This window comes from Micromonospora sp. NPDC126480, assembly GCF_040302465.1.
In the GTDB taxonomy this organism is placed as follows: domain Bacteria; phylum Actinomycetota; class Actinomycetes; order Mycobacteriales; family Micromonosporaceae; genus Micromonospora.
The window spans coordinates 165,139-191,385 of record NZ_JBEORU010000006.1 but is presented as its reverse complement, the minus strand read 5'-3'; the positions used below and the strand labels follow the sequence as shown (position 1 = coordinate 191,385).

At 74.4% G+C, this 26,247-nt stretch carries 25 protein-coding genes and 3 tRNA genes; 14 read left to right on the top strand and 14 right to left on the bottom strand.

The window, feature by feature from the left end; genetic code table 11:
- Positions 1-25: 25 nt before the first annotated feature.
- From ABTW87_RS08360 to ABTW87_RS08345, 4 genes are read right to left on the bottom strand one after another with little or no spacing between them, the layout of a single operon-like run.
- A complete protein-coding gene (locus tag ABTW87_RS08360; protein WP_350649765.1) occupies positions 26-1,246 on the bottom strand; it encodes a ketosynthase chain-length factor in 1,221 nt (406 codons plus the stop codon).
- A complete protein-coding gene (locus ABTW87_RS08355) occupies positions 1,243-2,520 on the bottom strand; it encodes a beta-ketoacyl-[acyl-carrier-protein] synthase family protein (RefSeq protein ID WP_350649764.1) in 1,278 nt (425 codons plus the stop codon). The genes ABTW87_RS08360 and ABTW87_RS08355 overlap by 4 nt, the downstream gene beginning before the upstream one ends.
- Positions 2,517-2,972, bottom strand: a complete 456-nt coding sequence (locus tag ABTW87_RS08350) for a cupin domain-containing protein (protein WP_155333337.1) — start codon at positions 2,970-2,972, stop codon at positions 2,517-2,519. Before ABTW87_RS08350 ends, ABTW87_RS08355 begins: the two co-directional genes overlap by 4 nt.
- Positions 2,965-3,291 (bottom strand): TcmI family type II polyketide cyclase, encoded by a 327-nt coding sequence (locus tag ABTW87_RS08345; protein WP_350649762.1) that lies wholly within the window; start codon positions 3,289-3,291, stop codon positions 2,965-2,967. The genes ABTW87_RS08350 and ABTW87_RS08345 overlap by 8 nt, the downstream gene beginning before the upstream one ends.
- A 242-nt stretch (positions 3,292-3,533) precedes the next feature.
- On the opposite strand from ABTW87_RS08345, the gene ABTW87_RS08340 reads away from it, so the two are divergent.
- Both ABTW87_RS08340 and ABTW87_RS08335 read left to right on the top strand, forming a co-directional pair.
- Positions 3,534-4,853, top strand: coding sequence for a beta-ketoacyl-[acyl-carrier-protein] synthase family protein (locus tag ABTW87_RS08340; RefSeq protein ID WP_350649760.1), 1,320 nt, complete (start codon positions 3,534-3,536; stop codon positions 4,851-4,853).
- Entirely contained in the window at positions 4,850-5,914 is a 1,065-nt protein-coding gene (locus tag ABTW87_RS08335) for a beta-ketoacyl synthase N-terminal-like domain-containing protein (RefSeq protein WP_350649758.1), read from the top strand. Before ABTW87_RS08340 ends, ABTW87_RS08335 begins: the two co-directional genes overlap by 4 nt.
- 122 nt (positions 5,915-6,036) lie before the next feature.
- Here the strand turns inward: ABTW87_RS08335 and ABTW87_RS08330 are convergent, their stop codons facing one another.
- From ABTW87_RS08330 to ABTW87_RS08320, 3 genes are all read right to left on the bottom strand, one after another.
- Positions 6,037-6,744, bottom strand: coding sequence for a helix-turn-helix transcriptional regulator (locus ABTW87_RS08330; RefSeq protein ID WP_350649756.1), 708 nt, complete (start codon positions 6,742-6,744; stop codon positions 6,037-6,039).
- Positions 6,722-8,068, bottom strand: a complete 1,347-nt coding sequence (locus ABTW87_RS08325) for a phosphopantetheine-binding protein (RefSeq protein ID WP_350649754.1) — start codon at positions 8,066-8,068, stop codon at positions 6,722-6,724. Before ABTW87_RS08325 ends, ABTW87_RS08330 begins: the two co-directional genes overlap by 23 nt.
- A gap of 111 nt (positions 8,069-8,179) precedes the next feature.
- On the bottom strand, positions 8,180-9,322 hold the full coding sequence (locus ABTW87_RS08320) for a nucleotide disphospho-sugar-binding domain-containing protein (protein WP_350649752.1): 1,143 nt from the start codon (positions 9,320-9,322) through the stop codon (positions 8,180-8,182).
- 198 nt (positions 9,323-9,520) lie between these two features.
- On the opposite strand from ABTW87_RS08320, the gene ABTW87_RS08315 reads away from it, so the two are divergent.
- The 3 genes from ABTW87_RS08315 to ABTW87_RS08305 are packed head-to-tail and all read left to right on the top strand — an operon-like array spanning position 9,521 to position 11,723.
- The gene (locus ABTW87_RS08315) at positions 9,521-10,378 is read left to right on the top strand and encodes an LLM class flavin-dependent oxidoreductase (protein WP_350649750.1); all 858 of its coding nucleotides are present in this window, start codon (positions 9,521-9,523) and stop codon (positions 10,376-10,378) included.
- Between the two features lie 5 nt (positions 10,379-10,383).
- Positions 10,384-10,836 (top strand): anthrone oxygenase family protein, encoded by a 453-nt coding sequence (locus ABTW87_RS08310; protein ID WP_350649748.1) that lies wholly within the window; start codon positions 10,384-10,386, stop codon positions 10,834-10,836.
- Between the two features lie 11 nt (positions 10,837-10,847).
- The gene (locus ABTW87_RS08305) at positions 10,848-11,723 is read left to right on the top strand and encodes an NAD(P)-dependent oxidoreductase (RefSeq protein WP_350649746.1); all 876 of its coding nucleotides are present in this window, start codon (positions 10,848-10,850) and stop codon (positions 11,721-11,723) included.
- Between the two features lie 70 nt (positions 11,724-11,793).
- On the opposite strand, the gene ABTW87_RS08300 is transcribed toward ABTW87_RS08305, so the two are convergent.
- The 3 genes from ABTW87_RS08300 to ABTW87_RS08290 all read right to left on the bottom strand — a co-directional run bounded on the left by ABTW87_RS08300 (position 11,794) and on the right by ABTW87_RS08290 (position 12,058).
- Positions 11,794-11,868: transfer RNA gene (locus tag ABTW87_RS08300), tRNA-Val, on the bottom strand.
- A 12-nt stretch (positions 11,869-11,880) separates the two neighbouring features.
- Positions 11,881-11,951: transfer RNA gene (locus ABTW87_RS08295), tRNA-Cys, on the bottom strand.
- 34 nt (positions 11,952-11,985) lie between these two features.
- A tRNA-Gly gene (locus ABTW87_RS08290) sits at positions 11,986-12,058 on the bottom strand.
- A gap of 238 nt (positions 12,059-12,296) precedes the next feature.
- Between ABTW87_RS08290 and ABTW87_RS08285 the strand changes: the two genes are divergently transcribed.
- Together ABTW87_RS08285 and ABTW87_RS08280 are read left to right on the top strand one after the other, a co-directional pair.
- Positions 12,297-12,899 carry a TetR/AcrR family transcriptional regulator gene (locus ABTW87_RS08285; protein WP_350649744.1) on the top strand — a complete coding sequence of 201 codons (603 nt, stop codon included), beginning with the start codon at positions 12,297-12,299 and terminating at the stop codon, positions 12,897-12,899.
- 68 nt (positions 12,900-12,967) lie between these two features.
- Entirely contained in the window at positions 12,968-13,543 is a 576-nt protein-coding gene (locus tag ABTW87_RS08280) for a TIGR03086 family metal-binding protein (protein WP_350649742.1), read from the top strand.
- Between the two features lie 63 nt (positions 13,544-13,606).
- Here ABTW87_RS08280 and ABTW87_RS08275 read toward each other — a convergent pair whose 3' ends face one another.
- Positions 13,607-14,398 (bottom strand): hypothetical protein, encoded by a 792-nt coding sequence (locus ABTW87_RS08275; RefSeq protein WP_350649740.1) that lies wholly within the window; start codon positions 14,396-14,398, stop codon positions 13,607-13,609.
- A 177-nt stretch (positions 14,399-14,575) separates the two neighbouring features.
- On the opposite strand from ABTW87_RS08275, the gene ABTW87_RS08270 reads away from it, so the two are divergent.
- A complete protein-coding gene (locus tag ABTW87_RS08270) occupies positions 14,576-15,244 on the top strand; it encodes a class I SAM-dependent methyltransferase (RefSeq protein WP_350649739.1) in 669 nt (222 codons plus the stop codon).
- A 9-nt stretch (positions 15,245-15,253) separates the two neighbouring features.
- Positions 15,254-16,417: a cytochrome P450 gene (locus ABTW87_RS08265; RefSeq protein ID WP_350649737.1), complete on the top strand. Its 1,164-nt coding sequence runs from the start codon at positions 15,254-15,256 to the stop codon at positions 16,415-16,417.
- A gap of 45 nt (positions 16,418-16,462) precedes the next feature.
- Here the strand turns inward: ABTW87_RS08265 and bioD are convergent, their stop codons facing one another.
- A complete protein-coding gene (gene bioD, locus ABTW87_RS08260) occupies positions 16,463-17,197 on the bottom strand; it encodes a dethiobiotin synthase (RefSeq protein ID WP_350649735.1) in 735 nt (244 codons plus the stop codon).
- On the bottom strand, positions 17,185-18,321 hold the full coding sequence (locus ABTW87_RS08255; protein WP_350649733.1) for an 8-amino-7-oxononanoate synthase: 1,137 nt from the start codon (positions 18,319-18,321) through the stop codon (positions 17,185-17,187). The genes bioD and ABTW87_RS08255 overlap by 13 nt, the downstream gene beginning before the upstream one ends.
- Positions 18,322-18,497: 176 nt before the next feature.
- Between ABTW87_RS08255 and bioB the strand changes: the two genes are divergently transcribed.
- Genes bioB through ABTW87_RS08240 form a run of 3 tightly spaced genes read left to right on the top strand, consistent with a single transcriptional unit; the run spans position 18,498 to position 20,210 of the window.
- Positions 18,498-19,493, top strand: a complete 996-nt coding sequence (bioB, locus tag ABTW87_RS08250; protein WP_350649731.1) for a biotin synthase BioB — start codon at positions 18,498-18,500, stop codon at positions 19,491-19,493.
- Positions 19,490-19,699, top strand: coding sequence for a biotin synthase auxiliary protein BsaP (bsaP, locus tag ABTW87_RS08245; protein WP_350649729.1), 210 nt, complete (start codon positions 19,490-19,492; stop codon positions 19,697-19,699). The genes bioB and bsaP overlap by 4 nt, the downstream gene beginning before the upstream one ends.
- Position 19,700: 1 nt before the next feature.
- Positions 19,701-20,210: a GNAT family N-acetyltransferase gene (locus ABTW87_RS08240; protein ID WP_502891544.1), complete on the top strand. Its 510-nt coding sequence runs from the start codon at positions 19,701-19,703 to the stop codon at positions 20,208-20,210.
- Positions 20,211-20,344: 134 nt separating this feature from the next.
- Here the strand turns inward: ABTW87_RS08240 and ABTW87_RS08235 are convergent, their stop codons facing one another.
- Entirely contained in the window at positions 20,345-23,218 is a 2,874-nt protein-coding gene (locus ABTW87_RS08235; RefSeq protein ID WP_350649727.1) for a glycoside hydrolase family 9 protein, read from the bottom strand.
- Positions 23,219-23,572: 354 nt separating this feature from the next.
- Between ABTW87_RS08235 and ABTW87_RS08230 the strand changes: the two genes are divergently transcribed.
- Positions 23,573-24,292, top strand: coding sequence for a hypothetical protein (locus ABTW87_RS08230; RefSeq protein ID WP_350649725.1), 720 nt, complete (start codon positions 23,573-23,575; stop codon positions 24,290-24,292).
- 378 nt (positions 24,293-24,670) lie between these two features.
- On the top strand, positions 24,671-26,236 hold the full coding sequence (locus tag ABTW87_RS08225) for an aldehyde dehydrogenase family protein (RefSeq protein WP_350649723.1): 1,566 nt from the start codon (positions 24,671-24,673) through the stop codon (positions 26,234-26,236).
- The last annotated feature ends 11 nt before the right edge of the window (positions 26,237-26,247 follow it).

Sequence of the window (26,247 nt, the reverse complement as noted above, 5' to 3'; positions counted from 1 at the left end):
CGGTCCACCCGGCCGGCCGGTCCGGTCAGCCCGCCGCGGTCACCACCGCGGCGGCGTTGAAGCCGCCGTGGCCGCGGGCGACGACAAGCGCCGTGCGCAGCCGCGCCTCCCGGGGCACGTCCCGCACCAGGTCCAGATCGCACCCCGGCGCCAGCCGCCGCACCCCGACGGTCGGTGGGATCACCTGGTCCCGGAGCGCGAGCAGGGCGCACACCAGGTCCAGCGCGGCGCCACCGGCGTAGAGCCGGCCGGTCATCGTCTTCGGCGCGGTCACCGGCACCCCACCCGGACCGAACACGGCGGTGATCGCCGCCGCCTCCGCCCGGTCGGCGTCCGGCACCCCGGCCGCGTCGGCGATCACCACGTCCACGTCGCCCGGTGCGACACCCGCGTCGGCCAGCGCCAGTTCGATCGCCCGGCGCAGGTTGGGTTCCCGTCCGGAACCGGGCCGCGGGTCGAAGGTGGCCGCCTGCCCGGCGATCACGCCGTACACCTGGGGTGCCCGGCGGGCCCGCGCGTCGGCGGCGTCCTCGACGATCAGCATGGCCCCGCCCTCGCCCGGCACGTGGCCGACGGCGTCGACGTCGAACGGCAGGTACGCCCGCTCCGGATCGTCGCCGCCGCTGAGCGTGCCCTTGCTGAGCTGCGCGGTCAGCCCGTACGGGCACAGCGACGCGTCGGTGCCACCGGTGACGACCAGCCTGGTCCCCTGCTGGACGAGCGCCCGGGCCTGACCGGCGGCGTCCAGCGCCCCGGCCTGCTCGGTGCACACCACGCCGCACGGCCCGCGCATCCCGTGCCGGATAGAGATCTGCCCGGTGGTGGCCGCGTAGAACCAGGCGATCGACTGGTACGCACCGACCCAGGACGGCCCCTTCGTCCAGAGCCGCTCGATCTCCCGCTGCCCGAACTCGGTGCCCCCCGACGAGCTGGCGGTGACGACGGCCATCTCGTACTCGGGGAACACCGCCGGGTCGGCGCCGGCGTCGTCGAGGGCCCACGCCGCGGCGGTGAGGCCGAGGTGGGTCCAGTTGTCGGTCTGCGGGATGAGCCGGCTCGGCACGTGCGCGGCGGCGTCGAAGTCGCGGACCTCACCGGCGAGCCGCACCGGGTAGCCGGTCGGGTCGAAGCGGCTGATCCGGTCGATGCCGCTGCGGCCGGCCAGCGTCGCCGCCCAGTACGCCTCGGTGCCCAGCCCGTTCGGGGCGGTGACACCGATCCCGGTCACCACGGCGGTCCGACTCATCGGGGATCCTCCCCGCGGTCCTTGGTGATGACCATCGCGGTCTGGAAGCCGCCGAAGCCGCTGCCGACGCTGAGCACGCCGCGCATGCGGTGCTCCCGCGCGGTGATCGGCACGTAGTCCAGGTCGCACTCCGGGTCCGGGTTGTGCAGGTTGGCCGTCGGCGGCACGACCTGCTGCTCCAGCGCCAGCGCGCAGGCCGCGACCTCGATCGAGCCGATCGCGCCGAGCGAGTGCCCGACCATCGACTTGATCGAGCTGACCGGCACCCGGTACGCCCGGTCGCCCAGCGCCCGCTTGAACGCGGCGGTCTCGTGCCGGTCGTTCTGCCGGGTGCCCGAACCGTGCGCGTTTATGTAGTCGATGTCCGACGGGTCCAGCCGGGCCGCCGCCAGGGCCTGCCGGATCGCCTCGGCCATCTCCCGGCCGTCGGGCTTCAGCCCGGTCATGTGGTACGCGTTGCTGCGGCTCGCGTACCCGGCGATCTCCGCGTACACGTGGGCGCCCCGGCGGCGCGCGGCCTCGCGCTCCTCCAGGATCAGTACCGCCGACCCCTCCCCGAGGACGAATCCGCGCCGCTTCGCGTCGAACGGGCGGGATGCGTGGGCCGCGTCGTCGTTGTCCGGCGACGTGGCCTTGATCGCGTCGAAGCAGGCCGCGGTGATCGGCGACAGCGGCGCGTCGGTCGCGCCCGCGACCACGACGTCGGCGCGACCGGACCAGATGAGACTGGCGCCGTTGCCCACCGCGTCCAGCCCGGCCGTGCAGCCGGTCGAGATCAGCGACACCGGGCCCTCGGCGCCGACCGTCCAGGCCACCTCGGTGGCCATCGTGCTCGGCACCATGTACCCGTACAGCTGCGGCACCACGTACGCCGGATCCACCAGCCAGCGCCGGCCCCCGTCGCTGAGGACCAGGTACTCCTCCTCCAGCCCGGTGGTGCAGCCGACCGCGCTGCCGATGCTCACACCGGTCCGCTCCGGCGGCACGCCGGCGTCCTCCAGACCGCTGTCGGCCCACGCCTCGCGGGCGGAGACCACGGCGAACTGCGCCGCCCGGTCCATCCGGCGGATCTCCTGGGGGCTCAGCCCCTGGGCGGCCGGGTCGAAGTCGCACTCGGCGGCGATCCGCGACCGGAAGTGCGACGCGTCGAAGAGGGTGATGGGACGGGTGGCGGTACGCCCGGCGGTGAGCAGGTCCCAGTAGGCCTTGGTCCCGATGCCTCCCGGCGCCACCACGCCGATGCCCGTCACCACCACCCGACGGTGTCCGGTCATCGGCGCGGGCCCCCCACGTCCGGGACCGGGGCGCCGCCGGAGGCGGCGGGCAGTTCCTCGGTGTCGACGTGCCCTAGCTCAGGCCGCGGGGCCAGCGGGCTCAGGTGGAACACCGCCCGCACCTCCTCGGCGCCGGCGTTCCACACCCGGTGACGCTTGCCGATCGGCACCAGCAGGCCCTCGCCGGGAACCAGGTCGACCTCGCCGGCGTCCTCCACCCGGGCGGTGAGCCGACCACTCACGACCAGCAGGAACTCCTCCGAGTACGGGTGGTAGTGCTCGGTCACGTACTCGCCGGGGGCGAGGGTCAGGGTGCCCATGAAGCCGGAGGTGGAGCCCACCGTCTTCGGGCTCAGCACGACCCGGATGTCCCCGCCCCGCCGCCGGTTCGCCGGCACGTCGTTGGCGGAGACCCGCAGCGGCCGGGTCGGGGTCTGCGCGAGTTCACTCACCGGGGGCCTCCCAGACGTAGAACGGTTCGGCCATGGCGTCCTTCGGCTCGCGCCAGTTCGGGTCGTACGGCCGGATGTGGTGGGACAGCTGCTCGTTGATCTGCCCGTAGAGCGGGTGGCTCCGGGCCTGGTACAGCCGGGGCGAGATGTCCTCGTCGGCCTCCACGAGATGGAAGTAGAGGTCGTGGAAACGGAAGAGCGTACGGCGCGTGACGCCGATCATCCGCGGCAGATCGGTGGAGTCCGAGCTGGCGAATATCTTGGCCACGTCGTCCGCTTTTTCAGGGGCCATCCGGGCAACGATCAGCGTTCGATGCACACCAATCACCTCTCACTCGTTGCCGCCGATGATGCGGCATTCGCCGGCAGGGCCGGTCGAACCCTGCTCGACGCCTCGACCGGGCCGTCGGCGACCGGGAACGCGCCCGCGCCGCCCTCGACAGCCGCTCGACAGCGCCGCGCGCACGTCCCGCGACATGCCTGGTGAAGACCGGTACGGCGACCCGCTACTAGGGATTCACCCAGTGGTCGCCGGAGCCCGCGTTGCCGACAATGGGGCCGGTGTCCACACCCATTCCGGAGGCCGCGTTGACGAGTCCCCGAGTTCTCCACGCGAACGGGAAGAATAGGAGCGACGATCCGGCGGGCCGGGTCGTCGTCACCGGTTTCGGAGTCATCTCCAGCATCGGGTCCGGGCGGACGGAATTCCTCGCCGGCCTGCGGCAGGGGCGGTGCGGGGCGAAACCGATAAGCAAATGGGACGTCACCGGTTTCCCGCACGACCACGCCTGCGAGGTCACCGATTTCGACCCGGCGTCGGTGCTGGAACGCCTCGACGCCAAGGGCACCGGCCAGGTGGCGGCCCTCGCCGCGGCGGCGGCCCGGATGGCCGTGCGCGACGCGGATCTCGACCCCGCCGCCGTCCGCGACGAGGCCGGCCTCATCGCGGTCGGCACCACCTGCGGGCAGTCGCTCGACCTCGACGCGCTCGCCGAGGCCGAGCTGCGCGAGCCGGACGCCGTGCCCCCCGGGGACCTCGCCCGGTTGCTCCAGCCCGGACGTCTCGCCACGGCCGCCGCGGCCGAGCTCGACCTGCGCGACGTGGAGACCCTGACCATCCCCACCGCCTGCGCGGCCGGCAACTACGCGATCAGCTACGGGGTGGACGCGATCCGCGCCGGCGACGCCGAGTACGCGATCTGCGGCGGCGCCGACTCGGTGAACCGGATGGCGTTCGCCGGGTTCGTCCGGATGGGCGCGATGGCCCACGAGCGGTGCCGGCCGTTCGACCGGGAGCGCGACGGCACGATGTGGGGCGAGGGCGCGGCCATGCTGGTCCTGGAGAGCCTCGACCACGCCCGGCGGCGCGGCGCCCCGGTCCTCGCCGAGGTGCTCGGCCTGCACCTCAACTGCGACGCCGAACACCCCACCGCCCCGGTGCGGGAACGGGTCGCCGAGTGCATGGCCGGGGCGCTGGCCGACGCCGGAATCGACGCGGCCGAACTGGACGTGATCTTCGCCCACGCGACCGGCACGCGGGCCAGCGACCCAATGGAGGTCGGTGCCATCCGGGACGTCTTCGGCGACCGTCCCCCGCCGCCGGTGGTCGGGGTCAAGTCGATGATCGGCCACACGATGGGCGCCGTCGGCGCGCACACCGCCATCGCCGCGCTGCTCGCCATGCAGCACCGGTTCCTGCCGCCCACCGTGAACTTCCGCGAGCCCGACCCGGACTGCCAGGTCGACTGCGTACCCAACGTGTCCCGGCCGGCAGCGGTCCGCACCGCGCTTGTCAACTCGCTCGGCTTCGGCGGCAACAACGCGACCCTGATCCTGCGCGGCCCCGGACCGCACCCCCCGCTGACAGGAGCCGACGCATGAACGTGGTCATCTCCGGCCTGGCCGTCGTCTCGCCGTACGGTCTCGGGACCGCGCCGTTCGCCACCGGGTGGCGCGCCGCTCGACCCGTCGTCACGTCCCCCGAGGACCCGCCGGTCGCCCGGCTGCCCGAACTCACCGGCGACGACTTCACCCCCAACCGCCGGGTCCGGCTCAAGGAGCGCTCGTCCGCCCTGGCCGTCGGCACGGTCGGTGCCCTGCTGGCCGCGTACGACCTGGCCGACGTGCCCGCCGCCCGCCGTGGCGTGGTGCTCGGCAGCGCGCTGGCCAGCCTCGACTCGTACCTGGCGGTCTCCGGCGGCTCGCTGGCCGGGGCGAAGCCGCACTTCATCGACCACAACCTGATGCCGCCCGGCATCATGAACTACACCAGCAGCCAGGCCGCGATCCGTTTCGACCTGCGTGGCCCGAACGTCACCGTGACGTCCGGCCGGGCGACCGGGCTCACCGCACTCGGCTGTGCCCGCCGGCTGGTCGCGGCCGGCCGGGCGGACGCCGTGCTGGCCGGCGCGTTCGAGGCGCTCAGCCCGCGGCGGCTACGGCTGGAGGCGGCCGCCGACCGGGCTCCCGCACTCGCCGGCGAGGGCTGCTGCGTGTTCCTGCTGGAGGCCGCGGCGACCGCCGAGCGGGCCGGCCGGCGGGTGCTGGCCACTCCGCTGGCGCTGACCGCCGGCTTCTTCGCCGAGCCGGCCGACGGGCGGGCGGCGCTGCGCGGCGCGGTGACCCGGGCGCTGCGCCAGGCCGGGGTCGCCGCCGACGACGTCGCCACCGTGGTCCGGGGTGCCGCCGCGCCCGGGCGGTACGCCGACGACGAGGCGGCGGTCCTCGCCGACGTCGCGCCCGGCGTACCGGTGCTGGACCCGGCCGCCCGGATCGGCGACACCTACGGCGCCTCGGCGGCGTTCGCCGTCGCCGCGGCGATCGTCGAGGCCGGCACGGAGCCCCCGGCCGGCGTCACCCTCGTCACGTCCATCGACCCCGACGGCCAGGTCGCCTGCGCCGTCCTGGCCCCCGGCTCCCGGGCACCCGCCGCGGTCGGGTGACCGGCGCTGTTCGGCCGGTGCCGGGCACGCGCCACACCCGGCCCGTGCGCCGGCGCCGCCGACCGCAGGATCACACTCGATCTTGTCGGCGCGGCACGCGGCACGCGAGGATGGGCGGGGGGTCAGGACCGGCCGGCGGCCAGGGTGGGGTCGTGGCCGAGGGCTCGGACGATCGCTTCGGCGCGGCTGGACACGTCCAGCTTGCGGAAGATGCGGGTCAGGTGGAACTCCACAGTGCTGCGGGAGATGTGCAGCCGCCGAGCGATCTGGTCGTTGCCCAGGCCGGCGCAGAGCGCCCGGAGCAGCTCGACCTCCCGGCCGGTCAGCCCGGCCGGCAGCCCTCGCGCGTTAGGACCGACCCGCCCCGGCACCCCACCGACGTACGCAGGCCCGGTCTCGGCGTCGGTCGCGCCGGCCGGGTGGGCCATCCGTGCCGGCGTCGCCAGTCGACGGATGGTGAACCTGGTCCCGGCCAGTCGCAACGCCGCGACCAGCTCGCCCGGTCCGACGTCGCCGGCGAGGTAGACGTCGCGGTCCGCCCCCGCCGGCCACCGGCCGTCCGGGTCGACGACGGCCACCCGTGGCGGGCACGGCTGCGCCGGCCGGCGCAGGGCGACGGGCGGTGGCGGCCCGCTGCCGACGGCGACGAGCAGCCAGTCGACCGGCGAGCGGGGGTCGTCGACGACGGTCAGCAGCGAGCGGAGCGCCGCGGCCCGGGCCGCGGACCACTCCCCGGCGAGGCCCACGCGGCCGGGTGCCGGCGCGGACGGGCCGGTCGGTCCGGCGCCGCCCGCGGGCCGCCCTGGCTCAGGCGACCGCTTCCGTCTCACCGGCGTTCTCCTCGACCAGCGCCACCACCGCCGCCAGGCTCGTCATCCTCGGGATGTCGGCGTCGGGGATACGGACCCCCATGTCCACCTCGATCCGGGCCAGGATGTCGATCACCAACATCGAGTCGGCGCCGTAGTCGTTGATGAAGTCGCCGTCGGGCGTGAGCTGTCCGGGCTCCAGTTCGAGGATCTCCGTCACGACGGCCGCGAGCTGCGTGGTGCGGTCGTCCGCCCCGGCCAGCGCGGCCTCCGCCGCCGGGGCGGCCGCGACCGCGGGCGCCGGTTCGGCCGCGAGCCGCGGGGACGGCGCCCCGCCGGTGCCGCTGCCGCCGTCCAGCGCCGCCTGGATCAGCTCCGCCGCCTGCCGGTTCCCGGCGTCGGTGAGGTGCACGGTGTCGGCGAACGAGTCGCCGACGAAGCGGTCGGCCGCCAGGTCCAGGAAGGACACCCCCAGCTCGGCGCAGCCGGCGGCGAGCAGTTCCGCGTACGCCTTCCAGTTCTCCTCGATCGCGCTGTGCAGGATGCCGAAGACGGGTGCGGAGAAGTCGTAGCGGGCCCGCTCCTCGGGGGTGACGTCACGCGTCCGGGTGGAGGCCAGGGGCTGGAGGCAGAACAGCACCCGGGTGCCCTCGGGCACGGCGCGGGCGAGCACCCGCAGGTCCCGCAGCCGACGCGCCGCCGCCACCGCCATCCGGTCGCGGACCTGGGCGAGGTCCCAGGCCGGCGTGGTGGTGCGGGGACGGCGGACCGCGTCCAGGTCCGGCACCGACTTGCCGGCGGCGAGCACCGCCAGGTCGAACAGCGGGACCTGGGTCAGGTCGTCGAAGGTGCGCTCGTACGACACCGTGCCGTAGAGGTTGTCCGGGGTCAGCGAGCCGACCAGGTTCACGAAGTCCGGGCCGCCCCCGATGATGACCACGGTGGACGCCTTCTCCAGGAAGGGCACCGCGGCCACCAGTTCCTGGAGCGACACGGCCGCGCAGAGACCCAGGTTGAGCTGCCGCACGCCGGTCAGTCCGGCCAGGTGGGACGCCACCGTGGTCGAGTCCGAGGACGCGGCGAGCGCGAGGGCCACCGAGTTGCCGAGCAGGATTCCACCGCCGCCGTCGGCGAGCCAGCTCGCCGAGTCCACGGTGCCGAACGGGGAGTCGGAGAGCCGGAACCCCGCGTCGTCGGTGTTCAGCATGTCCGACCGCAGGCCGGGGGCGAGCGTGAACCCGAGGAACGGGTGGGGATACAGGTCGATGCCGTGCCGTTCCAGCAGCATGCCGCCCCGGTGCCGGCGGGCGAAGGACTCGTGTTCGAACTGTGGCGTGGAATTCATTCGGTCACTCCCGTACGTCTCGTACTCGTCGTCGCATGTCCCGGTCCGGACGCCCGCCGAGAGTCACCGGGCGGGATCCACCACCGCTCGCACCGTGGTCGACCGCCCCCGTCAGCGGGGCGCGGCGACCACCAACCGCTCCAGCTCCGCCACCACCTCGGTGTGCGACGGCTGGGCGGCCAGCTCCCGGCGCAGCCGGTCGGCCGCCTCCCGGAACCCGGGCTCGGCCAGCACCCGCCGCAGCGCGCCGACCACCTCGGCGGGATCGGCGTCCCGGGCGGGCACCACGAGGCCGGCCCCGGTCTCGGCGAGCCGGGCGGCGTGCCGGGTGTGGTCGGGCAACCGGGGCACGAGCACCTGGGGCAGCCCGTACGACACGGCGGTGAGCAGCGACGCGGCGCCACCCTGGGCGACGACGGCCGCGCAGCCGGGCAGCACCAGCTGCAGCGGCGAGCCGACCACCACGTGCACCCCGTCGGGCAGCGGCCCGAGCAGGGCGCGCTGCTCGGGGCTCACCGCGACCACGACCTCCAATTCCAGCTCGGCGAGCGCCCGCGCCACCGTGCCGGCGAGGAAGTAGTCCGGGCCGAGGCGGCCCATCGTCGTACCCCAGGTGACGCAGACCCGGGGGCGCCCGCCGGGCTCCGGCAGCGACGGCGCGACGCCCGGCCCGTTGAACGGCACCTGGCCGACCGGCAGCCGCCGCGAGCCGACCTGCGCGAGCTGGAGGCCGGCCGGGTACGGGTCCACCGTGGCCACGCCGAACGGGTCCACGCCGGTCAGCCCGTGCCGGGCGGCGAGGGGCTCGAGCACGGCCGGCAGGAACTGCGCGGCCCGGCCGCCGAGCAGGTCGGTGCCGAACAGGTGCCGCACCGCCGGCACGCCCGCCGCCGCGGCGGCGACCGGACCGGCGAAGGCGCTCGGCTCGAACACCAGCAGGTCGGCCCGCCAGCTCCGAGCCAGGTCGACCAGGTCGTCCAGCATCGCGTCGGCGATCTCGGCGAAGAGCTTCAGGACCCGCGGCCCGCCGCCGTTGGCGCCGGGCGGCGTGGCGACGATCTCGCGGAACGCCGCCTCGGCGTCGACGTCGCGGCCGACGGGGGCGTACGGCAGACCGGTACGCAGGGCCACGTCGGCGAGGCCGGGCTGGCTGGCCACCAGCACCTCGTGCCCGGCGTTACGGCAGGACCAGGCCAGCGGCACCATCGCGTACAGGTGCGTGGGCCACGCCCAGGAGGTGAAGAGGATCCGCATCGGCCCATGGCAGCACCGCCGACTGGGCGGGTCCTCCACGCGCGCTCGACCCGCGCCGCCCGGTGCGGCTCACCGGTCGAGCCGGGCTCGAGCGGTCCGGCCCGTTCGCCGCTCCGGCCCGCCGCGCCGCCAGCGAGCGACAAGCGCGCTGGTGTTGGGTGCCCCTGACACGCCTGCCGCCGGACGCGAGAGGGTGACATGGAGCTAGGCATCGGACTGCCGACGATGATCCCGGGGATCGCCGGCGCGGATCTGCTCACCTGGGCCCGCCGTGCCGAGGAGCACGGCTTCGCCTCCCTCGGGGTGCTGGACCGGCTGGTGTACGACGGCTACGAGCCGCTCATGACGCTGGCCGCCGCGGCCGGCGCGACCAGCCGGATCCGGTTGACCACCACGATCCTCATCGCCGCGTACCGGGGCGACCGGGCGCTGCTGGCCAAGCAGCTCGCCAGCCTGCACCGGCTGTCGGGCGGGCGGCTGGTGGTCGGTGCGGCGGCCGGTGGCCGGCCGGACGACTTCGAGGCCTGCGGCACCCCGTACGAGCAGCGGGGTCGCCGCCTCGACGCGCTCCTGGCCGAACTGCGGCGCTCCTGGGCCGGCGGGCCGGAGGCGCTGGTGCCCGGTCCACGCTGCCCGGACGGCGGCCCGCCGCTGCTGGTCGGCGGCCACTCGCCGGCGGCGATGCGGCGGGCCGCCGCGTACGGCGACGGGTGGATCGCCGGTGGCAGCTCCGCAAGCGGGTACGACGAGCTGGCCGGTCGCGCCCGGGAGGCGTGGCGGGCGGCGGGGCGGACCGACCGGCCACGGCTGGTCGCCATCGCCTACGTGGCCCTCGGCGCCGGCGCGGCCGACCGCTCCGCCGCCTACCTGCGGGACTACTACGGCTTCCTCGGCTGGAAGGCCGACATCGCGGTGAAGAGCGTCCTGACCGACGCCCGGCAGCTGCGGACGTTCGTCGCCGACTACCGCGCGGTCGGCTGCGACGAGCTGATCCTGATCCCCGGCGTACCGGAACCGGCGCAGGCGGACCTGATCGCCGACGCCGTGCTGGGGTGAGCGGCGTGACGCAGACGCTGCAGGTCCTCGTGCTGCTCGGCAGCGGCACGGTGGCCGGCGTGCTCTTCGCCGTGGCGCTGAGCACCGTGCCGGCGCTGGCCGCGATGTCCCCCGACCGGTACGTGCAGGTGCACACCCTGCTGGGTCGCAACTGGGATCCGACGATGCCGCTGATCGTCCTCGGCACCACCCTGCTGGACCTCTGGTTGGCGTTCCGGGTCACCGAGCCGACGGCGCGGTCGCTGATCGTCGTGGCCGCCGTGTGCCTGCTGGGGGTGTCGGTGGTCTCGCACTTCCGCAACGTGCCGATCAACCGGCGGGTGCACCGGACCGACCCGGCGGCCATCCCGGTCGACTGGACCGACCCCCGCCCGGTCTGGCGGCGCTGGCACCTGCTGCGGACCGCTCTGGCGATCGTCGCCTTCGCGGCGAACAGCCTCGCCGTAACCACCTTCTGAAAGGACCGCGGATGAGTCACGACCGAGAGCTCGCCTTCGTCGGGCTGGGCGGCATGGGCGCCGGGATGGCGCGCTGCCTGCGTGCCGCCGGCCACCCCCTCGTGGTGCACAACCGGACGGCGGCGAAGGCCGCCGCGCTGGCCGATGCCGGCGCGCGCGTCGCCGCCACCAGCGGCGCGGCGGTGGAGAACGCGCGGATCGTCGTACTGAGCCTCAGCGACCAGCACGCCGTCGAGCAGGTGCTGTTCGGGGAGATGCTTGGCTACCTGCGCCCCGGCACGCTTGTGGTGGACACGTCCACCCTGTCGCCCGGGTACTCCGCGGAGGCCAGCGAGCGCCTGGCGCGCGTCGGCGTACGCCGGATCGAGGCCTGCGTACTCGGCAACCCGCCGATGGCCCAGGCGGGTAGGTTGCGGATCTTCACCGCCGGTGACCGCTCCGGCGTGGAGGAGGCCCACGACGTCCTCGCGACGCTCGGGCAGGAGATCCGCTACGTCGGCCCGGTCGGTGCCGCGAGCACCCTGAAGCTGGCTTTCAACCTGATCCTGGGCAACCAGGTCGCCGCGCTGGCCGAGGCGGTGGCCTTCGTGGAGAGCAGCGGCCTGGACCGCGAACGGTTCCTCGCCGCCCTCACCGCGAGCGGGTTCAGCTCGCCGACCCTGGCGTTCCGCGCGGACATGGTGCGCAACCGCAGCTACGAGCCCCCGCAGTTCCGGGTGAACCTGATGGCGAAGGACCTGCGGCTGGCCGTCGACGAGGCGGACGCCCGGGGTGTCGGGCTGCCCGTGACGGCCCGCGCGGCGGACCGGTTCAGCGAGGCGGTGCGGGCCGGGGACGGCGACAAGGACGCCGCTGTCGTCGCGGAGCCCCGATCTCCCGTCGGCTGACCGCCCGGCGGGTCGGGCTGCCCGGAGCGGCGACGAGCCCGGCACCAGCGGTGCCGGGCTCGTCGTCGTCTGGTGGGCGATACTGGGTTTGAACCAGTGACCTCTTCCGTGTCAAGGAAGCGCGCTCCCACTGCGCCAATCGCCCTCGATCGTGCCGAGGTGGGGACGGGATTTGAACCCGCGTACACGGCTTTGCAGGCCGTTGCCTCGCCTCTCGGCCACCCCACCGAGGTTGCCCCCGTCGTGCGTGGCGGCATCTCCGAGCGGACGACGGGATTCGAACCCGCGACCCTCACCTTGGCAAGGTGATGCGCTACCAGCTGCGCTACGTCCGCGTGCCCCCGGCTTTCCCGGTGACGGATGAGAACTTTAGCCGAGCCGGCGAGTGGTTGCCAACTCGGGGTCGTTCCGGCGCGTCCCCGCTGCCGCCGCACCCGGGACGCACCGCCGTCGCCCGGAATAATGCCTGGTGGGAGGGCGTGGGCCCAACTGTCCGGCTTCCGACTGTCGGAGTACCGCGACCGGGCCGCCGGTAACGGGCCGTGTCCGGTCCGATGTACTACGGTAACCGTCGTGACGAGACGTGCGGCCGAGATCCGCCTGGATGCCCTGCTGCGCACGGCCTGTGACGTGATCGTGGAGCGTGGTCTGGCGAACACCCGCACCGCGGACGTGGCCCAGGCGGCCGGGGTGAGTCAGGCCCTGGTCTTCTACCACTTCGCCACGAAGGACCGGCTGCTCGCCGAGGCGTTCGCGTACGCCGTCGAGCAGGATCTCGCCCGGCTGGACGCGGTGATGCGCTCCACCGCCCCGCCGCTGACCAAGCTCCGGCGGATCGTGAAGCTGTACACGCCCGCGGGCCGGCCCATCTCCTGGTCGCTGTGGATCGACGGCTGGGCCGAGTCGCTGCGCACGCCGGAGCTGGAGAAGGTCTCCCGCCGGCTGGACCTGCGCTGGCGGCAGGACCTGGCCACGGTGATCGCCGACGGGGTGGCCGACGGCACCTTCGAGTGCGCCGACCCGGCCGGCGCCGCGTGGCGGATCAGCGCCGTCATGGACGGCCTCGCCGTCCAACTCGCGGTGCACGACCGGGTGATCTCCCGGCGGCAGTTCACCGAGTGGGTCCGCCTGGTGACCGCCCGGGAGCTGGGGATCGACCCGGCGCAACTGGACTGAACGCGGCAGCGCGACCGGGGCCCGCGAAACCGGCTCGGGCCGGGCCGCCGGGGCGGGACAATCCGGGCATGGAGCTGCTCGATGCGTACCGTCGTAGCCTGGCCGACTTCACCGACTGGGTGGCTCAGGTGGGTCCGGGCCAGTGGACGGCACCGACCCCCTGCCCGAGCTGGGACGTCCGGACCCTGGTCAACCACGTGGTCAGCGAGGACCGGTGGAGCGTGGCCTTGATGGCCGGGCGCACCATCGCCGAGGTGGGTGACCGTTACGACGGGGACCAGCTCGGCGACGACCCGGCGGAGGCCGCCCGGGACGTCGCCGCCCAGGCGGAGCTGGCCTTCAGCCGCCCGTCTGCGCTGGAACGGACGGTCGACCTCTCCGCCGGAGCGACGCCGGCCGAGGAGTACCTGCACCAGCTCCTCGCCGAGCACCTCGTACACGGTTGGGACCTGGCGGTGGCCATCGGCGCGGACCCGCGCCTGGACGCCGAAGCGGTGACCGAGTGCGCCCGGTGGTTCCGCGGGCGGATCGGCGACTACCAGCGCGACCGGCTCGTCCGGGCGGACGTCGAGGCGCCGCGCGGGGCCGACGCGCAGGACCAGTTGCTCGCCGCCTTCGGCCGGGACCCGCTCTGGGCGCCGTAGGGGGTCGCTGGGTGTTAACAGGGGACCCTTCCACTACCGCAGGCGTTAAGAGGGGGCCCTTCCTTACCAGCGGGGGCGGCGTGGTCGGGGGTCGGGCTCCGGCGCGGTCCGGGTCAGGTGCCGCAGGCGCAGCAGCAGGCCGAGACCGAGCGAGAGCAGCAGCCCACCCAGCAGGAAGGCGGCCTGCACCGCACCGAAGCCGCCGGAGCGCGCGACGGGACGCCCCGCGTCGGCGGCCGGCGGCACCTCCGCCACGTCCTCGCCGGCGGGAACCTCCTCCGCGGTCTCCTCCGCCGCCGGCTCGGTGGGCTCGGCCGGGGACTCGGACGCCTCCGGGGACTCGCTCGGCCGCGCGTTCCCGCCCCTCCCGACGACCGCACGGGTGGCCGCCTGCCGCGCCAGCAGTCGAAGGTTCGGGTCGTACGCCTCCGCCGCCAGCGTGACCTCACCGCGGGTGACGTCCTCGGCGAACGCCACCCGGTAACGGGCGGTCACCGTCCGGTCCGGGCAGAGTGTGCCGGGATCGAGCTGACGGTCGGTCAGCCGCGCCACGTCACCCTCGGTGCGTACCTCCAGCGGGAACGATCCGGTTTCCTCGATCCGGTCCACCCGCACCTGGTCGAGCCGGAGCCCGGACACCCGCAGCACCATCGACCAGCGGACCTTCACACAGCCGCCCCGGTCCCGCCGGACCACGGCGGAGACCGTCGCCACCTGCCCACCGGCCCGGAACTGGTCGGGCAGGCCGCTCAGCTCGGTGCGGTTGGCCGCCGACGCGGCCGGCGCCGCCAGGGCCACCCCGGTCAGGCAGGCCAGCACCACTCCGGCCCGCAACGCGTACCGCCACAGCGTCACCTTTTCCGCCTCCCGTCGGTCGCCTCCACGACAGACGCTAGGAGCGTTCGCCGGCACCCGATAGACGGGCGTGTTCGCACGGATCGCCGAACCAGGGCAGTGCTTTCACTCCGTGTAGTGAACCGGTCACGCCATCCCGGCGACACGCCGCGCGGGCCGCTGCGGGAGAATCCAGCGGTGTCCGAGCTCGCCACCGCCTTCGTCCGGCTGCACGCGCGCCTGGCGCCGGTCGCCTTCGTCCCCGAGGTGCGGCTGCACCAGGCCGACGACGCGGTCGGGCTCTGGGAGCTGACCGAGGGCGAGTTCCGCAGCGCCCAGCCACCCCCGTTCTGGGCGTTCGCCTGGGCCGGCGGGCAGGCACTCGCCCGGTACGTCACCGATCACCCCGACCTGGTCGCCGGGCGGCGGGTGCTCGACCTCGCCGCCGGCTCCGGCCTGGTGGCGATCGCCGCGGCCCGCGCCGGAGCGGCCGCCGTCCGCGCGGTCGAGGTGGATCCGCTGGCCGTCGCGGCCGTCGCGCTCAACGCCGAGGCCAACGGGGTACGCCTCGACGCCGAGCTGGGCGACATCCTCGACGGCGACGCGGGCGGCGCCGAGGTCGTGCTCGCCGGGGACGTCTTCTACAGCGAGGCGATGGCGCGGCGGGTGCTCCGCTTCCTGCTGCGAGCCGCCCGGGCGGGCGCCACCGTCCTGGTCGGCGACCCCGGCCGCGCCTTCCTGCCCCACGACCGCTTCGACGAGCTGGCCAGCTACGACGTGCCGGTGCCGGAGACGCTGGAGAGCGTACGGGTGAAGCGCACCACGGTGTGGCGGCTACGCGCCGGGCTGCCGGGGGCGGCCCGTTAGCGTGTCGCCGTGCTGTTCCGGAGCTGGGCGGAGCCGGCCGGGGCCCGCTGGCCGGACGTGGCCCGCGTCGCCGACCACGTGGGCGTCGAGCACCTGGTGGTGACCCGCCACGCGCTGGTCCGGCAGGTGCTCACCGATCCGGCGACGTACCGTCCGGACAACGCCCTCGACGCCGTCACCCCGGTTCCGGTGGCCGCCCTGCGGGTGCTCGCCGGTCACCGTTTCCGCCTTCCCCCGACGCTCGCCAACAACGGCGGCGCCAGCCACCCCGGCATCCGGGCGCTCGTCGCCGAGGCCCTGCACCCGGCCCGGGTGGCCGCTCAGCGATCCTGGCTGACCGCGCTGGTCCGGGACCGGGTGACCGCGATCCGTGCCCGGCTCGACGGCGGCGCTCCGGCCGACCTGCACGCCGACCTCGCCGCCGACCTGCCGTTGCTGGTGCTGGCCCGCCTGGTCGAGCTGCCGGACGCGCCGGTCGGCGCGGTCAAGGCGTTCGCCCGCGCCGCGCTGGAGCTGTTCTGGGCCCCGCTGGACGCCGACCGCCAGCTCGCTCTCGCCGACGAGGTGGGCCGGTTCCACCGGGTGCTGCGGGAGTTCGCCGCCACCGGGGGCGGCCTGGCCGGGGCGCTGCGGACCGCCGGGCACCCGCCTGACGTGGTCGTCGGCGCGCTGTTCTTCCTCCTGGTGGCCGGCCAGGAGACCACCTCGCAGTTCCTCACCCTGCTGCTGCACCGGCTGGCCGGCGAGCCGGCGGTACGCGCCGGCCTGCTCGCCGGCACGGTGGCGGTCACCGACGTGGTCGAGGAGGGGCTGCGGCTGGAGCCGCCGATCGTGACCTGGCGGCGGGTCGCCGCCGTGGACACCACGCTGGGCGGGACGGCGGTGGCGGCGGGCACCAGCGTCGTGCTGTGGCTGGCCCGGGCCGGACGCGACCCGGCGACGGTCGAGGCACCCGGCGAGTTCCGGCCCGGGCAGCGGGGGTCGCGTCGGCACCTCGCCTTCGGGGCGGGTGCCCACCGCTGCGTCGGCGACCAGTTGGCCCGGATGGAGGCGGCGGTCGTGGTGGAGCAGGTCACCCCGCTGCTGGACGGTGTGACCGTGGTACGCCCGCCATGGTGCCCGGACAATCTCACCTTCCGGATGCCGGACGCCTTCGTCGTCCGGCGGGGCTGACTCGGCGGCTTCCGCCCCGGCCCCGCACCCGACGGGAGTCGGGTGTCAGATCTCCTCGGCCCAGGCGCGCCAGTCGTCAAGCACGCCGTAGAGCGCCGGGGTGAGCCAACCGGGAGCGGAGCGGCGGAAGACGCCGGGGTCGATCGCGCCGGCGCCGGCCGGCAGCGCGCCGAGCAGGTGCGGCACCAGGTCGGTGAGGTTCGCCCAGTGGACCAGTTCCGGCTCGGCCGGCCAGGCGCCGATCACCACGCCGGCCGGGACCGCCCGGCGCTCCAGCGCCTCCAGCGTCAGCGCGGTGTGGTTGAGCGTGCCGAGCCCCGCCCGCGCCACCACCACGGCCGGGCAACCCAGGGAGACCGCGAGGTCGGCCACCGTCCACGGCTCGCCGGAGGGCCGCAACCCCATCGGTACGAGCAGCCCGCCGGCCCCCTCGACGAGCACCAGGTCGTGCTTGTCGATCTCCTCGCGGACGGCGTCGACAGCCGCGTACAGCTCCAGTGGCGGCAGGTCGGCCACCCGCGCCGCCGCCAGCGGGGCCAGCGGCTCCGGGAAGCTCGCCAGGGTCCGGCCGGTGAGCGGCGCGGCGAGCCGGGTGACCGTGTCGACGTCCCCCGGGTCGCCGGTGGCCGTACCCGTCTGGCCCGGCTTCACCACCGCGACCCGCAACCCGGCGGCCTGGGCGGCGGCGGTGATCGCCGCGGTCACCACCGTCTTGCCGACCTCGGTGTCGGTGCCGGTCACCAGCACCGGCCCCCGCCACGGCTCGCTCACGGCGAGCACTCCACGATGACCTCCAGAGCCTCCTCGAATGCCGCCCGCGGCACCCCGGCGTTGACGGTCAACCGGAGGCGCGACCGGCTGTCCGGCGTCGAGGGCGGGCGGAAGCAGCCGACCGCGACCCCCCGGTCCCGGCAGTCGGCCGCCCACGCGGTGGCCGCCTCCGGGCCCGGCGCGGTTACCGACACGACGGCGCCGTCGGGTGCGGACACGGTCAACCCGGCGGCGCGCAGCCGGTCGACGGCGAGGGCGACCCGCCCGGCCAGTTCCGCCCGCAGGCCCTCGCCCGTCCGGGCGAGCGCGACGGCGGCGCGCACACCGGCCACCACCGCGGGCGGCGGCGCGGTGTCGAAGATGAAGGTCCGGCCGGTCTCGACCAGGTGCCGGATGAACTCCGCCGGACCGGCGACCACGCCACCGGCCCCGCCCAGGGCCTTGGACAGGGTGGCGGTGACCACCACGTCCGGCTCGCCGGCCAGGCCGGCGGCGGCCACCGCCCCGGCGCCGCCCGGCCCGGTCACGCCGAGCCCGTGTGCGTCGTCGACCAGGAGCAGCGCGCCGTGCGCCCGGGCGGTCGCGTGCAACTCGGCAAGCGGGGCGAGATCCCCGTCGACGGAGAACACCGACTCGGTGACCACCACCGCCGGGCGGCCGGGCGCGGCGGCAAGCGCGGCGCGGACGGCGGCCACGTCGGCGTGCGGCGTCACCACCACCTCCGCCCCGGAGATCCGGCAGCCGTCGATCAGCGAGGCGTGGTTGTGCGCGTCGGAGACGAGCAGCGTCCGCGGCTGCACGAGCCCCCGGACGGCGCCGACGTTGGCCAGGTAGCCGGAGGAGAAGACCAGGGCCCGGTCGGTGCCCAGCCAGCCGGCCAGGTCGGTCTCCAGGGCGTGGTGGGCTTCGGTCGAGCCGCGCACCAGGCGGGACCCGGTGGCCCCCAGCCCGTACGCCTGCAGCGCGGCGGTGGCCGCCCTCGTGACCTCGGGGTGCGTCGACAGGCCGAGGTAGTCGTTGCCCGCCAGGTCGACCACGGCGTCGCCGGCCGCACGGGGACGGAGGGTGCGGGTGAGGCCCGCCTTGGCGCGCAGCTCGGCACGGCGGTCCAGTGCCGCCAGCCAGTCCGCCACCGCCGCTCCCCTCCGTGGTGCCCGCCCACCGGGCGCCTCCGCCGGGGGGAACGTACCACCCGGCCACGACCGCCCCGGCGTGGCGCGGCCCACACGCTCGACGCGCGCTGGAGCCCCGGTGGGAGCCGCCGTGCGGCCGTTTCCGGGCACCGGAGCGGCCTTGTAGGGTACGGGCCATGCCAGAGATCCTCGACCAGGCCCGTACCCAGGTGCTGGAGAACGGCGTCGGCCTCGACGAGGCCGGTGTCCTCGCCGTGCTGAACCTGCCCGACGAGCACCTGCCCGCCGCCCTCCAGCTCGCGCACGAGGTGCGGATGCGCTGGTGCGGCCCCGAGGTCGAGGTCGAGGGGATCGTCTCGCTGAAGACCGGCGGATGCCCGGAGGACTGCCACTTCTGCTCGCAGTCCGGCCTGTTCACCTCGCCGGTGCGCTCGGTGTGGCTGGACATTCCGTCGCTGGTGGAGGCCGCGAAGCAGACCGCTGAGACCGGCGCGACGGAGTTCTGCATCGTGGCCGCCGTACGCGGTCCGGACGCCCGCCTGATGAAGCAGATGCGCGAGGGTGTCGCCGCGATCAAGGCCGAGGTCGACATCCAGGTGGCGGCGTCACTCGGAATGCTCACTCAGGAGCAGGTCGACGAGCTGGTCGACATGGGCGTGCACCGCTACAACCACAACCTGGAAACCTGCAAGTCGTACTTCCCGAACGTCGTCACCACCCACTCCTGGGAGGAGCGTTGGGAGACGCTGCGGATGGTCCGCGAGTCGGGGATGGAGGTCTGCTGCGGCGGCATCCTGGGCCTCGGTGAGAGCGTCGAGCAGCGGGCCGAGTTCGCCGCTCAGCTCGCCGAGCTGGACCCGCACGAGGTCCCGCTCAACTTCCTCAACCCCCGCCCCGGCACCCCCCTCGGCGACCGGCCGGTGGTCGAGGGCAAGGACGCGCTGCGGGCCATCGCCGCGTTCCGGCTCGCCATGCCGCGCACGATCCTGCGGTACGCGGGCGGCCGCGAGATCACCCTGGGCGACCTGGGCACCCGCGACGGTCTGCTCGGCGGCATCAACGCGGTGATCGTCGGCAACTACCTGACGACGCTGGGCCGGCCGGCCACCGCCGACCTGGAGCTGCTCGACGACCTGAAGATGCCGGTCAAGGCGCTCTCCGCGACGCTGTGAGCGCTCCGGTGACGACGAGCGACGCGGGGCCGGGCACCTGGTGCGACCGCTGCGGCGAGCCCGCGGGTGAGCACCCGGCCTGCCGGACGGCCCGCGAGCTGGAGCCGCCCCGGTACTGCGCGCACTGCCGGCGGCGGATGAAGGTGCAGGTGCTGCCGGTCGGCTGGTCGGCGGTCTGCGTCGAGCACGGCGAGACGCGGGCCTGACATGGTGCTGCGCGGGCGGACGGTGACGCTGCGGCCGGCCACGGCCGCGGACGTGCCCGCCCTCGCCGAGATCCGCGCCCGTCCGGAGGTGCGGCGCTGGTGGCGCGGTGGTGACGACCTCGCCGCCGCGGTGCGCGCCGACCTCGCCGACGACGACCTGTCGGTGTACGCGGTCGAGCACGACGGCCGCGTCGTCGGCGCCATCCAGTGGTACGCCGAGGAGGATCCGGACTACCGCCACGCGAGCATGGACATCTTCCTCGACCCGGCGGTACGCGGCGCCGGGCTCGGCGGGGACGCCATCCGCATCCTGGTCCGGCACCTGATCGACGCGCACGGCCACCACCGCTTCACGATCGACCCGGCGGCGGCGAACACGGCGGCGATCCGCGCGTACGCGAAGGTGGGGTTCCGGCCGGTCGGCGTGCTGCGCCGGTACGAGCGCGGCGCGGACGGCCGCTGGCACGACGGGCTTCTGATGGACCTGCTCGCCGACGAACTGGCCGACTGACGGTGCCCGAGGGCCGGTCAGTCGGCCAAGATCCGCACAACTTCGGGGATGTTGCTGCCTCGGCTCGCGCGGAGGCGACAACTTCCCCGAAGTTGTGGGTTACCCCGAAGTTGCGCGGACCCTGGACGCGGCGGTCAGGTCACCGTGCAGGCCACACCGTTCAGGGTGAACGCCGTGGGCTTCGGGTTCTGGCCGCCGTGGGTGCCGTTGAAGCCGATGCTCGTCGACGCCCCGGGAGCCAGCACCCCGTTGTAGGAGAGGTTGGTGGCGGTCACGGCCGTCCCGGTCTGGCGGTACGTCGCCGACCAGCCCTGCCCGACCTGCTGCGCGGCCAGCGGGAAGGAGAACGCCAGCGTCCACCCGTTGATCGTGGCCGTGCCGGTGTTGGTGATCGTGATGCTCGCCGTGAAACCGGTGCTCCAGTCGTTTGTGGCGTACCCGATGCGGCAGGCGCCGGCCACCGGCGGGTCCGCGGTGGTGACGGTGACCGGCGCGGACGCCGCGGAGGCGTTGCCGGCCGCGTCGACCGCGACGACGTGGAAGGTGTACGTCGTGGCGGCGGCCAGCCCGGTCACCGCGAGCGTCGTCGTGCTGGGCGAGCCGACCAGCAGGTCGCTGCCGCCGTTGCGCCGGTAGACCCGGTACCCGGTGACGCCGACGTTGTCGGTCGACGCCGCCCAGCTCAGGGTCAGCCCGGTGGCGGTGACCGCCGACGCGGTGGGCGTGCCGGGCGCGGTCGGCGGGGTGGTGTCCGGGGTCGACGGGTCGGCGGTGGTCACGGTGACCGGCGGCGAGGCCGCGGACCGGTTGCCGGCCGCGTCCCTGGCCACCACGTAGAAGGAGTACGACGTGGCGGCGGTCAGCCCGGTCACGGCGAGGCTGGTCGTGGCGGGCGAGCCGACGAGGACGTCGGTGGCCCCGGCCTCGCGGTAGACGTCGTACCCGGTGACGCCGACGTTGTCGGTCGACGCCGCCCAGCTCAGGGTCAGCCCGGTGGCGGTGACCGCCGAGGCGGTCGGCGTGCCCGGCGCGGTCGGTGCCACGGTGTCCGGCGTGGGCGGGGCCGGCTCGACGCCCCAGACCCGCTGCCCGCCGGAGTAGAGCGGCACGTTCGGGTTCGGCCCGGCCGCCGTCGTGTACGACGGGTCGTCGGTCGGGTCCCAGGTGCCGCCCTCCGGCACGCCGACCTTGAACTGCACCTCCATGCGGTGCTGCGACTGCCCGGCCGGGGCGATGGTGTGCCCGGTGCAGTCGACCTCGACGTACCAGAGGTCGCCGGAGACCTGGCGGGCGGTGGACGGTGCCGGGCAGCCCTGGGTGTAGCCGGGGGTGACCTGCACCGGGCCCGGTCCGTCGGCGCGGAAGTAGTAGCGGAAGCGCCCGTCGGTGAGCGCGCGGGCCGGGAACGCCGACCGGTTGTAGACGATCACCTTGAGCCCGGTGGCGCGCGGCTCGGCCTGCATCACCGTGGTCTCCACGGTCAGCTCGTCCCGGTCCGGGGTCTCCGCCCGCGGGAAGCCGGCCAGCGGCGTGCCACCGTACTTCGCGACGAGAGCGGCCAGTGCGGAGGTGAAGCCGGCGTTGTAGTCGGTGGCCACCTCGTTCATGACGTAGTCGCCGCGGCTGTCGGTGTACGCGTCGTTGGGCGAGGACGGCCCGCCGACCAGGGCGCCGTAGAGCACGTGCCGGGTCTCCTCCGGCACGGTCTGGCTGTCCCACCAGGAGCCGTGCGCGGTGCGGTGGTGCGGGTTCTTCGGTGAGTTGTTCCCGAAGCCGATCACGTAGCTGGAGTTGCGCGGGTTGTCGCCGAGCGCGTAGTTGATCTGGCGAACCGCGAAGTCGTGGTAGCGGGCCTTGCGGGTGGCGTCGGTGACGTGGTCGGCGTACAGCAGCGCGGCGAAGCTGGTGTTCGCGGCGTAGCGCAGCGCGCCCCACGAGTCGAGGACGGCCATGCCGCCCGGTGAGTACGGCACCCGCTGGCCGTTCACGCCCACCGTCCAGTAGTCGAGCCACCGGTTGGCGTCGTCGACGTACTTCTGCTTTCCGGTCAGCCGGGCCAGCAGCACGTAGGCGCCGAACTGCTTGTTGTCCCACGCGATCGTCCACTTGTAGGACCGCGTGGTGGACTGGTTCTCGGTGCCGAGGCGGTCGTACTCGCTCTCCGCCTTGGCGAGGTACGCGGCGTCACCGGTGGCCCGGTAGAGCCAGATGGCGCCCCAGACCAGCTCGTCCTGCCAGCCGCTCCAGGACCGGTAGAAGCTCGTCGCGTCGGTGATGCACTCGTGGTAGGCCTTCCGCACGGTGTCGGCGAACGTGTAGAGCTGCCGCGCGTGGGTCAGCAACCTGTCCGCGTACGCGGCGTCGGTCGGCCGGAAGACCATCGACGACGCGGCCATCGCGGCCGCCGTCTCCCCCGCCAGGTCCGCGCCGCCGCAGCTCGCATCGATCCGGTACGCGGGCCGCGCCATCGGCATCACCTCGGCCGGTCCCCACCACTTGTGGTCGTCGTCGCCGTTGCCGACCTGTCCGTACAGGACGTTCGGGGCGGGGTGGGCCTTGACGAAGTAGTCGTTCACCCAGCGCAGGTTGTTGAGCAGGTGCGGCATCTGGCCGGAGGCGACGTACCCGTCCCGGTACTCGACCGCGCCCCACGCCAGCATGGTGGCGGTGAACGCCATCGGGAAGCCGAACTTGACGTGGTCGCCGGCGTCGTACCAGCCGCCGGTGAGGTCGAGCCCGGCGTCGGCGCCGTCGGTGAGCGCCGAGTCGCCGCGCCAGGAGACCCGGTTCCAGGCCGGCTTCCGGCCGGAGACCTGGGCCTCGTAGAAGAAGAGGGACTTCTGCAACGCCTCGGCGTAGTTGAAGGCGGGCGCGGCGGAGGCGGCCGGCGGCTGCGCCGCGGGCGCGGCGACCCCGAGGGTGAGCCCGGTGGCGAGCGCGGCGGCCGCGGCGAGCAGGCGTCGGGGCCAGGGCTGGTCGCCCCGCCGGCGACGGCTGGGGTACGGCATGAGGTGCTCCTGTCGGGTGGCGGAGCCGGCGACCGGGGGCACGACCGTCGGCGGGCCCCCGGCCGCCAGCGCTGGTGGTGGGGTGGAGACCATGGTCCGGGAGCGCTCCCATGGATGTTCGACAATGTAATCTCCCCGTCACCCGGTTGTGAAGAGCAGCGGGCCGCGGAAGCGGCGCAGCGCCGGACGAAGGGATCCCGTTACATCGACACGCCTGCGGAGCGTGACGAATCTGCCCGGCGCATCAGATTGAACCAGCAGGTCAGCCGAGGTCGAGCCGATCACCTGATGTCGCCGACGGTTACGACAACGGGACCATGCCTTGACTTTCGACTCAGTCCCGGAGGAATCCTCATGCCCCAGCGTCGGCGCGTGGCGCGCGCGGCCGTTCCCGGTGCCGCCGCCGCGGCCTGCCTCATCCTCGCCACGCCCGCCTGGGCGTCGAGCACCGTCCCGCTGCACTCCGCCCACGAGGGCGCGACCGCGGCCGGCTTCCAGCAGGAGTGCGGCGACGAGCGGTTCGACAACCTGCCCGACGGTTACGACGGCTGGCACTTCGTCCTGCCGGGCGGCAAGGAGTCGGGCGACTTCGAGACGCTGGAACTCACCTTCAACGACGGTGCCGACGACGTCGTCGTCACCGTGCCGGACGCGGGCGACGCCTACCCGGACGCGTTCTACTCGGCAGGCGGCCAGGTCATCCACGCCTACGTGTTCACCCCGGCGGGGTGGACGCTTCTGGACGGTACGGCCAGCATCACCGGCACGGCCGACAAGTTCGTCCTGAGCCACACCTGCGCCGGCGACACCACCCCGGAGACGCCAACCCCCACCACCCCGGTCCCGACGACGCCCGGCAACCCGGGCGGGTCGGAGAGCCCGTCCGACCCGGGTGAGTCCGGCACGCCGACCCCGGGCACCGGTGGCGGCGGTGGCGGTGAGAGCGACGGCAACCTGCCGATCACCGGCGTCGCCGGCACCAGCATCGCGCTGACCGGCCTCGCGCTGATCGGCGGCGGCGTGGCACTCACCGTGCTGCGGCGGCGCCGCGACACCGTCACCTTCACCAGCTGACCCGAGGCACCACCCGACCGGCCGCCGGAACACCGGCGGCCGGTCGTCGTTTCTCAAGCCCACGTCGAGCGCCGGAGGCGAAGATCACAGGTGGACGTCGATCCGGCCGGCCGGCCCGGTCGTACTGACCGGTAACCCGGTCGACGACGCCCGGAGATTCATCACATCATCGATAGCTTCCGATGCCTTATCGGCGTACGCCCAGGTCAGGCCGGTGGACGGCGGCGTGCGGCGCGACGGCAAGCCGGCGCGGAGCGGACCTGGCGTCCTGACATACGAACGTACTGTTGCCGCCCCGGATTTCGCCGGGCGACAGTACGCGACACCAGCGGTGCCATCGACGCCGCCGCTCCCCCGGACAACCCTGAGGAGAACGCGATGGCTCTACGACTCGCCGACGGAACCGCCTGGTCCGACGTACTCGCCCGGGCGGTGGCCGCCGCCCCGGAGGCCTTCGGCCCCGACGTCGCCGGCGCCACGACGCTGCGCAACCTGATCGAGGGCGACTGGCGTGCGGTCGGCTCGCCCGCCCCGGTACGCACGCCGATCGACAACACCGTCCTGGTCAACCTGCCCCGGCTCGACGCGGCGAGCGCCCGCGCCGCGGTCGCGCACGCCGCCGCCGCGCACCGGGACTGGGCCGGGACCCCCCTCGCCGACCGCAAGGCCCGGGTCACCGACGCCCTGGCCGCCCTCACCGCGCACCGCGACCTGCTCGCCCTCCTGCTGGTCTGGGAGATCGGCAAGCCGTGGCGGCTGGCCTGCGCCGACGTCGACCGGGCGCTCGACGGCGTCCGGTGGTACGTCGACGAGATCGACCGGATGCTCGCCGACGGGCGGGAGCCGCTTCCCGGTCCGGTCAGCAACATCGCGTCGTGGAACTACCCGATGAGCGTCCTCGTCCACGCGGAACTGGTGCAGCTGCTCGCCGGCAACGCGGTGATCGCCAAGACCCCGTCCCAGGGCGGCGCGGTCTGCCTCACCGTGGCGCACGCCCTGATGCGCCGCGCCGGCCTGCCCGCCACGCTGCTCTCCGGCAGCGGTGAGGAGCTGTCCGAGGTGCTGGTCCGCGCGCCGGAGATCGGCGCGGTGGCGTTCGTCGGCGGGCGCTCCAACGGCGGCAAGGTCGCCGCCGCCCTGCTGGACACCGACAAGCGGCACTTCATCGAGCAGGAGGGCCTCAACGCCTGGGGCATCTGGGACTTCTCCCAGTGGGACCTGCTCGCCGGGCACCTGAAGAAGGGCTTCGAGTACGGCAAGCAGCGCTGCACCGCGTACCCGCGCTTCGTCGTCCAGCGGGACCTGGTGGACGCGTTCCTCGACATGTACCTGCCGGTCGTACGGTCCGTCCGGTTCGGACACCCGCTCGCGGTCGACGACACCTGGGCGGCCGGCGACCCGCTGCCCGAGCTGGACTTCGGCCCGCTGATCAGCGCCGCCAAGGCCGACGAACTGCACCGCAAGGTCGAGGAGGCGGTCCGCGGCGGCGCCGTCCCCCTGTACCGGGGCCGGCTCGACGGCGCGCCGTTCCTCGACGGGCAGGACACCTCGGCGTACGTGGCGCCGTCGGTGCTGCTCGCCCCGCCCGGACGGTCCCGGCTGATGCACGCCGAGCCGTTCGGCCCGGTCGACACGATCGTGGTGGTCGACACCACCGACGAGCTGCTCGCCGCGATGAACGCCTCCAACGGCGCCCTGGTCGCCTCGCTCGCCTGCGACGACGAGGAACTCGCCGGCAAGCTCGCCGTCGACCTCCAGGCGTTCAAGGTCGGGATCAACAAGCCGCGCTCGCGGGGCGACCGGGACGAGCCGTTCGGCGGCCGGGGCGCCTCCTGGAAGGGGGCCTTCGTCGGCGGCGACCTGCTGGTGCAGGCGGTCACCGTCGGCGGCGACGCCCGCCTGTACGGCAACTTCCCCGACTACAACAGCTACCCGACCACCTGAAAGGAAGGGCC

Excerpts from the sequence above, each read along its gene's own strand:
- ABTW87_RS08360 (WP_350649765.1), bottom strand. The coding sequence starts at position 1,246 with ATGAGTCGGACCGCCGTGGTGACCGGGATCGGTGTCACCGCCCCGAAC.
- ABTW87_RS08355 (WP_350649764.1), bottom strand. The coding sequence starts at position 2,520 with ATGACCGGACACCGTCGGGTGGTGGTGACGGGCATCGGCGTGGTGGCG.
- ABTW87_RS08335 (WP_350649758.1), top strand. The coding sequence starts at position 4,850 with ATGAACGTGGTCATCTCCGGCCTGGCCGTCGTCTCGCCGTACGGTCTC.
- ABTW87_RS08325 (WP_350649754.1), bottom strand. The coding sequence starts at position 8,068 with ATGAATTCCACGCCACAGTTCGAACACGAGTCCTTCGCCCGCCGGCAC.
- ABTW87_RS08320 (WP_350649752.1), bottom strand. The coding sequence starts at position 9,322 with ATGCGGATCCTCTTCACCTCCTGGGCGTGGCCCACGCACCTGTACGCG.
- ABTW87_RS08315 (WP_350649750.1), top strand. The coding sequence starts at position 9,521 with ATGGAGCTAGGCATCGGACTGCCGACGATGATCCCGGGGATCGCCGGC.
- ABTW87_RS08305 (WP_350649746.1), top strand. The coding sequence starts at position 10,848 with ATGAGTCACGACCGAGAGCTCGCCTTCGTCGGGCTGGGCGGCATGGGC.
- ABTW87_RS08280 (WP_350649742.1), top strand. The coding sequence starts at position 12,968 with ATGGAGCTGCTCGATGCGTACCGTCGTAGCCTGGCCGACTTCACCGAC.
- bioB (WP_350649731.1), top strand. The coding sequence starts at position 18,498 with ATGCCAGAGATCCTCGACCAGGCCCGTACCCAGGTGCTGGAGAACGGC.
- ABTW87_RS08240 (WP_502891544.1), top strand. The coding sequence starts at position 19,701 with ATGGTGCTGCGCGGGCGGACGGTGACGCTGCGGCCGGCCACGGCCGCG.
- ABTW87_RS08235 (WP_350649727.1), bottom strand. The coding sequence starts at position 23,218 with ATGCCGTACCCCAGCCGTCGCCGGCGGGGCGACCAGCCCTGGCCCCGA.
- ABTW87_RS08230 (WP_350649725.1), top strand. The coding sequence starts at position 23,573 with ATGCCCCAGCGTCGGCGCGTGGCGCGCGCGGCCGTTCCCGGTGCCGCC.
- ABTW87_RS08225 (WP_350649723.1), top strand. The coding sequence starts at position 24,671 with ATGGCTCTACGACTCGCCGACGGAACCGCCTGGTCCGACGTACTCGCC.